General features: G+C 72.5%; 5 protein-coding genes and 1 pseudogene. 2 read left to right on the forward strand and 4 right to left on the reverse strand.

Annotation, left to right across the window (positions count from 1 at the left end; all coding sequences use genetic code 11):
* Positions 1 to 3: 3 nt before the first annotated feature.
* A complete protein-coding gene (locus QR78_RS20970; RefSeq protein ID WP_048429517.1) occupies positions 4 to 1,230 on the forward strand; it encodes a DUF1501 domain-containing protein in 1,227 nt (408 codons plus the stop codon).
* A gap of 662 nt (positions 1,231 to 1,892) precedes the next feature.
* Positions 1,893 to 2,204: a PilZ domain-containing protein gene (locus QR78_RS34285; protein ID WP_158004059.1), complete on the forward strand. Its 312-nt coding sequence runs from the start codon at positions 1,893 to 1,895 to the stop codon at positions 2,202 to 2,204.
* Positions 2,205 to 2,247: 43 nt separating this feature from the next.
* Here the strand turns inward: QR78_RS34285 and QR78_RS20980 are convergent, their stop codons facing one another.
* From QR78_RS20980 to QR78_RS35045, 4 genes and pseudogenes are all read right to left on the reverse strand, one after another.
* Entirely contained in the window at positions 2,248 to 3,438 is a 1,191-nt protein-coding gene (locus QR78_RS20980) for an ABC transporter permease (RefSeq protein ID WP_048429519.1), read from the reverse strand.
* Positions 3,439 to 3,481: 43 nt separating this feature from the next.
* On the reverse strand, positions 3,482 to 3,904 hold the full coding sequence (locus tag QR78_RS20985; RefSeq protein ID WP_048429525.1) for a DUF4112 domain-containing protein: 423 nt from the start codon (positions 3,902 to 3,904) through the stop codon (positions 3,482 to 3,484).
* A gap of 198 nt (positions 3,905 to 4,102) precedes the next feature.
* Positions 4,103 to 5,260, reverse strand: coding sequence for an aminotransferase (locus tag QR78_RS20990; RefSeq protein WP_048429520.1), 1,158 nt, complete (start codon positions 5,258 to 5,260; stop codon positions 4,103 to 4,105).
* Positions 5,261 to 5,368: 108 nt separating this feature from the next.
* Positions 5,369 to 6,329, reverse strand: a pseudogene (locus QR78_RS35045) (hypothetical protein); the annotation flags it as partial.

Here is a 6,329-nt window from a genome sequence, read left to right on the forward strand (position 1 = left end):
CCGATGAGCGACCACGCCGACCTCTGCGAGACCCATCCGAGCCGCCGGCGCATCCTCGGCACCGCCGGCGCGCTCTTCGCCTGGAGCGCGATTCCCCGCACCGCCACCGCCGCCCCGGGCGCCCGCGACGCCCGCCTCGTCGTGGTGGTGCTGCGCGGTGCCCTCGACGGGCTCTCGGCGGTGGCGCCCCTCGGGGATCCGGCCTATGCCGACCTGCGCCCCGGCATCGCGCTCACCCGCGACGGGCCGGGAGCGGCCCTGCCCCTCGACGGCTTCTTCGCCCTGCATCCGGCCCTGCCGACCTTCGCCCGGCTCTACGCCGCGCGGCAGGCCCTGGTGGTCCATGCCTGCGCCACCGGCTACCGCGAGCGCTCCCATTTCGACGGGCAGGACGTGCTCGAGAGCGGCCAGCCCGGCCCCGGCCACACCGCCAGCGGCTGGCTCAACCGCCTCGTCGCCGCCCTGCCGGCCGGGGAGGGGATCGCGCCCCGCACGGCCCTCGGCGTCGGGGTCGTGCCGCCCCTGATCCTGCGCGGGCCGGCCCCGGTCCTCGGCTGGGCGCCGCCGCGGATGCCGCGGGCGAGCGACGAACTCGCCCGGCGGGTGCTCGCCCTCTACGAGGCCGGCGACCCGGCGCTTGCCGCCTCGCTCGCCCGCGGCCTCGACGTCGACGCGCTCGCCAAGGGCCGACCGAAGGAGGGTGGACCGAAGGAGGCGGGGGGCCTGCGCGGTCTCGCCGAGGGCGCGGCGCGTCTCGTCGCCGCCGATGACGGCCCGCGCATCGCGGCCCTCGCCCTCGACGGCTGGGACACCCACGCCAACGAGGGCGGCGCCACCGGCCGCCTCGCCGGCCTGCTCGGCGGGCTCGACGGGGTGTTTTCCGCCTTCGCCGAGGTCCTGGCGCCGCGCTGGGCCGACACCGCGATCCTGGTCGTCACCGAGTTCGGCCGCACCGCCCGGGTCAACGGCACCACCGGCACCGATCACGGCACCGGCACGGTGGCGTTCCTCCTCGGCGGGGCGGTGCGCGGCGGCCGGGTGCTGGCCGACTGGCCGGGCCTCGCCCCGGCCCGGCTCTATCAGGGCCGCGACCTCGCCCCGACCACCGACCTGCGGGCGGTCGCCAAGGGGCTGGCGGCGGACCTGTTCGGCCTCTCCCCCGCTGTGCTGGGGCGCAGCGTCTTTCCCGGCACGGAGGCGCTGCGGCCGGTGGGCGGGTTGGTGGTCTGAGGTTGCCTCGACCCGAGCGGGGCCGGTTCGTCGAGAGGATGCCGCGCGAAATTTGAGGCCCGGAGAGGCGTCCGGTCTCGGCGCTTCGGGGCACGGTACGGCAGGTTGCGGGGTGCAGGCGCGACGGTCGCCGCGCAAGAGCCCTCCCCTGTCCGCGCTAGTGGATTCACACTTCTCTTTTGGGACCTAACCCACTGAAAATATATGCGCTTTCCCCTCCCCCTTGTGGGGAGGGGCTAGGGGTGGGGGTGGTGCAGGAGGCACCATTGAGACTTCTCCGGCACCACCCCCACCTCCAACTCCTCCCCACAAGGGGGAGGAGAGGCGCAACCTTCGATGGGGAAACCGCTCGCACCGAGTTGTGTGAGTACGCTAGCCCCTCTGCGGGGGAGCAGTCACGCTCGCTATCGTCGCGCCCGCGCCTGAACAGCCTCCTGTATCGTGTCCCGCGGTGTCAGCCGATCGGGGGCCGCTCATAGGCGCCGACATCGCTCGGTCCGTTCGCCCTCGCCGTAATCCACACGCAAAGATTGAGTGGCAGGACTTGCTTAACTTTCGTATCCAAGTATCGAGCCACGGCTCCGGTCCTCAGGCCGTCGTCAAATCCAATGCAAGAGGGCGCGATACAACGACTCTATAGATCGTATGGGAGTCTGGTTAGGATGAGCGACACCCCTGTCGTCCAGTCCGATCGTCGAGCACGTGCCCCGAACCACGTCGTCGAAGACAAGCGCGGCCGGGTGCGTCACGTGACCTCGATGCCGGCGACGATCGTGATTTCCCATTACGATCAGATTCCCTGCATCGTCCGCGATCTGTCGGACGGTGGGGCAAAGATCGGTCTGTCCCGGCGCTATGTCCTGGCAGAGCGCTTCTGGATCGTCATCCGGCACGCCAACGTCACCCGCCGCGCCTCCTTGATGTGGCGGCGGGGCGAGTTCGCCGGCATCGCGTTCGATCACCCGTTCGAGTGACCCGGAGCGCGATGCCGGCCCTCCGCCGATCTCGGGATGCCCCTTATCGAAAGGTCTTCCGCGGATCGAAGGCGTCCCGCACCGCCTCTCCGGCGAAGATCAGGAGGCTCAGGGTCACCGCGATGACGGCGAAGCCCGTCAGCCCGAGCCAGGGCGCCTGGAGGTTGGCCTTGCCCTGCGCCAGCATCTCGCCGAGCGACGGCGAGCCCGGCGGCAGGCCGAAGCCCAGGAAGTCGAGGGAGGTGAGCGTCGTGATCGAGCCGTTCAGCACGAAGGGCAGGAAGGTCAGCGTCGCCACCATGGCGTTGGGCAGGAGGTGGCGGAACATGATGCGGGCATTCGACAGCCCGAGCGCGCGGGCGGCGCGCACGTATTCGAAGTTGCGCGCGCGCAGGAACTCCGCCCGCACCACGCCGACGAGCGACACCCAGGAAAAGAGCAGCAGGATCCCGAGCAGCACGAAGAAGCTCGGCGTGATGATCGACGAGATGATGATCAGGAGATAGAGCGACGGGATCGCGGTCCAGATCTCGATCACCCGCTGGAACACGAGATCGACCCAGCCGCCGAAATAGCCCTGGACCGCCCCGGCCAGCACCCCGATGACCGACGAGACCAGCGCCAGGGTGAGGCCGAACAGCACCGAGAGGCGGAAGCCGTAGAGCAGCCGGGCGGCGACGTCGCGGCCCTGGTCGTCGGTGCCGAGCCAGTTCCACTCGATGTCGCGGCAGGTCGTGCCGCCGGTCTTCGCGGCGACCGTCTTGCACTGCGCGTCCGTGAGCAGCCAGGTCGGCGGGGCGGGGGCCGGCACCGGCAGGTCGAGGTTGTGGGTGTTGTACGAGAAGCGGATCGGCGGCCACAGGGCCCAGCCGTGCTCGGCGATCTCCTTCACGATCACCGGGTCGCGGTAATCGGTCCGGGCGAGGAAGCCGCCGAACTTCTCTTCCGGGTAGTCGACCACGATCGGAAACAGGATCTCGCCCTTGTAGGAGGCGACGATCGGCCGGTCGTTGGCGATGAGCTCTGCGAACAGGCTCGTGACGAAGAGCAGGCAGAACAGCACGAACGACCAGTAGCCGCGCCGGTTCGCCTTGAAGTTCGCCAGCCGCCGCCGGTTGAGCGGCGACAGCCGGCGGTGTCCCACCGCGCCGGGGAGCGGCAGGCTCACCGGCGCGGCCGCCGGCGAGGTGACGGGAATCGCGTCGAGCTCGGGGGTCGGAGGGCGCTGGTTCATGCGGCGTCCCCCGGGCAGGCGGTCGAGAGCGGTCGAGGCAGGATCAGTCGATCCGCGTCGCGGTGACGTCGATCACGCTGGGCTTGAGCCCACCGCTGCGCTCGAGGTGCCGGCGCAGCAGCACGACGTTGCGGCGGTTGGCCTTGAAGGCGGCATCGAACAGGTCGCCCACCAGCGGCACCGCGCCGACCACGCCGTCGATCGCCACGTTCGCCGCCATCCGGGCGATGAGCCAGCGCGGCGCCCCGAGGCGGCGGGCTTCCCAGACGATGTAGGACGAGATCGCGGTCGTGATCGCGTCGCCGATCACCGGGATCAGGCCGACGATCGCGTCGAGACCGATGCGTCGGTTGCCCGGCAGCAGGATCGCGGTGTCGAGGATGTGAGCCAGCAGCTCGAGCCGCGCCATCACCTGCTCGGGCGTCGAGCCGGCCATGGCCTGGCCCGCCTTGGCGCGCAGCCCCATCGGGTCGTCCTGCGGGAAGCCCTTTTGCTGGAAGCCACCCGCCTGGAACTCGGCCCCGGTGCCGAAGGAACCGGCCCCGAAGGGCGGGACGTGGCCGGCCGTCTGCGAAGAGGTCATCCCGGGGCTCCGGAGCGTGTGCGTGGTGCTCATGCCCCAGGATGTGGCCCCGGCCTGCCTGTTCAACAAGGAGGCCCCGCATCAGGCGGCGCGCCCGGGCGCGAGCCCGCGCAGGCACTCCAGCGCCCGGTCGAGGGTGTCGTCGCGCTTGGCGAAGCAGAACCGCACGATGTTGCGCACCGGCCGGTGGGCGTAGAAGGCGCTGACGGGGATCGCCGCGACGCCGTGCTCCCGCACCAGCCGCTCGCAGAACGCCACGTCGTCGCTCTCGCCGAGCGGCGCGATGTCGAGGTTGAGGAAGTATGTGCCGGCCGAGGGCAGCACCCGGAAGCCGAGCCCCGTCAGCCCGTCGGCGAAGCGGTCGCGGGCCCGGGCGAAGTCGGCCCGCATCCCCTCGTAATAGGCATCGTCCTTGGCCAGCCCGTAGGCGACCGCGGCCTGGAGGTTCGGCGGCGTCGTGAAGGTGAGGAACTGGTGCGCCTTGGACAGCCCCCGCATCAGCCGGGGCGCCGCCATCACGAACCCGACCTTCCAGCCGGTGAGGGAGAAGATCTTGCCTGCCGAGCCGATCTTCACCGTGCGCTCGCGCATGCCCGGGAAGGCCATCAGCGGCCGGTGGCGGCGCCCGTCGAACACGACGTGCTCCCAGACCTCGTCGCAGACGGCCACGGCGTCGAACCGCTCGCAGAACCCGGCGAGCAGGGCCAAATCCTCGTCCGGAAAGACCGTCGCCGAGGGGTTGAGCGGGTTGTTGAGCAGCACGACCTTCGTGCGCGGCGAGAAGGCGGCGGCCAGCGCCTCCTCGGTTAGCCTGAAATGCGGCGGCGTCAGGGTGACGAAGCGCGGCACGCCGCCGGCCCGGCGCACCAGGGGCAGGTAAGCGTCGTACATCGGCTCGAACAGCACGACCTCGTCGCCGGGCTCGATCAGGGCCATCAGGGCGCCGGCGAGCGCCTCGGTGGCGCCCGAGGTCACCATCACCTCCGCATCCGGGTCGAGGTCGAGCCCCTGCCAATGGGCGTAGTGCCGGGCGATGGCCCGGCGCAGCTCGGGCAGCCCCATCATCGGCGGGTACTGGTTCCAGCCCTCCACCACCGCCTCGGCGGCCTTGGCGCGCACATCCGCCGGGCCCGGATCGTCCGGGAAGCCCTGACCGAGATTCACGGCGCCGGTCTCGCGGGCGAGCGCCGACATCACCTCGAACACGGTGGTCGGCAGGTCGGCGAAGATGGGATTCATGCGCGGGACGAAGGGGTTCGAGGGGAAAGGCGCCTCGCTACCACGCCGGGCGGCCGGACGGAACCGAGGGCGATCGTCACCCTCCCGGCCGACCGCTGCCGGTTCGCGTCAGGGGCTGTCCGTCTCCGACGCGCCGCCGGCCTGGCGGCGGGCGGCCTCGTCCTCCTCGGCCTTCCGGCGCGCCGCCTCCGCCGCGCGGGCGGCCTCCACGCGGGCAGCCTCTGCGGCTCTCGCTGCTTCGGCGGCCCTCGCCGCCTCCGCTGCCCTCGCCGCCTCGGCCGCTCTCGCGGCCTCCGCGGCCCGGGCGGCTTCCGCCCGCGCCGCCTCCTCCGCCCGCTGCCGGGCCTGGCGCGCCTCCTCGAGGGCCCGGGCGCGGTCCATCTCCAGGCGGCTGCGGCGCCGGGCGAGCTCGTTGCGGTCGGACTCGACGGTCTCGATCTTGTCGAGCTCGCGCTGCAGCACCACCGCCGCCAGCACGTTGGAGAGCGGCACGAGGTCGAGGTCGCGCTGCGGCTTCGCCAGGGGGCCGGCGAGCGCCAGGCCCAGCGTCGGGGCCGGCGCGGTCCAGGCGCGGGGCGTCGCCGTTGCGGTGAGCGTGCCGCGGGCGTCGAGGCGCCAGGCCTTGGCGTCGACCTGAACCAGGCCGGTCCAGGTCGCGGGGCCGAGATCGAGGGTCAGGCCGCCGGTGCGCAGGACCCCGCCGACCACCGAGGCCGGCACCGAGACCGGCCCGGCCGCCACCAGCGGCCCGCGGTCGAGTTCCTCCGCCACCACCTGGGCGACGCGGCCGGAGCGCAGCGGGTCGTCCTCCGACAGGAGCCGGGTCAATGCCCGCGACACTCCCGCGGGGTCGAGGTCGCGCACGCTCAGGCCGGCGAGCTCCAGCGCCCCGCTGCCGGCGAGGTTGCCGACGAGGGCGGCTTGGCTGTCGCCCGCCGCGCCGAGCCGCAGCCGCAGCGTGACCTGGCCCTTCACCGCGTCGCCGCCGGTGAGCGCCGGGAGGGAGGCCGCCGTCAGGCCGCCCTCGGCGGCGAGCGTCGCCTGCCCGCCCTGGCGCGCCAGGGTGGCG

It is taken from the genome of Methylobacterium indicum (assembly GCF_001043895.1).
Taxonomy (GTDB): Bacteria; Pseudomonadota; Alphaproteobacteria; order Rhizobiales; family Beijerinckiaceae; genus Methylobacterium; species Methylobacterium indicum.

What these genes read in the sequence shown, in the direction of transcription:
- QR78_RS20970 (WP_048429517.1), top strand. Translation starts at nt 4, where the DNA reads ATGAGCGACCACGCCGACCTCTGCGAGACCCATCCGAGCCGCCGGCGC.
- QR78_RS34285 (WP_158004059.1), top strand. Translation starts at nt 1,893, where the DNA reads ATGAGCGACACCCCTGTCGTCCAGTCCGATCGTCGAGCACGTGCCCCG.
- QR78_RS20980 (WP_048429519.1), bottom strand. Translation starts at nt 3,438, where the DNA reads ATGAACCAGCGCCCTCCGACCCCCGAGCTCGACGCGATTCCCGTCACC.
- QR78_RS20985 (WP_048429525.1), bottom strand. Translation starts at nt 3,904, where the DNA reads ATGGGGCTGCGCGCCAAGGCGGGCCAGGCCATGGCCGGCTCGACGCCC.
- QR78_RS20990 (WP_048429520.1), bottom strand. Translation starts at nt 5,260, where the DNA reads ATGAATCCCATCTTCGCCGACCTGCCGACCACCGTGTTCGAGGTGATG.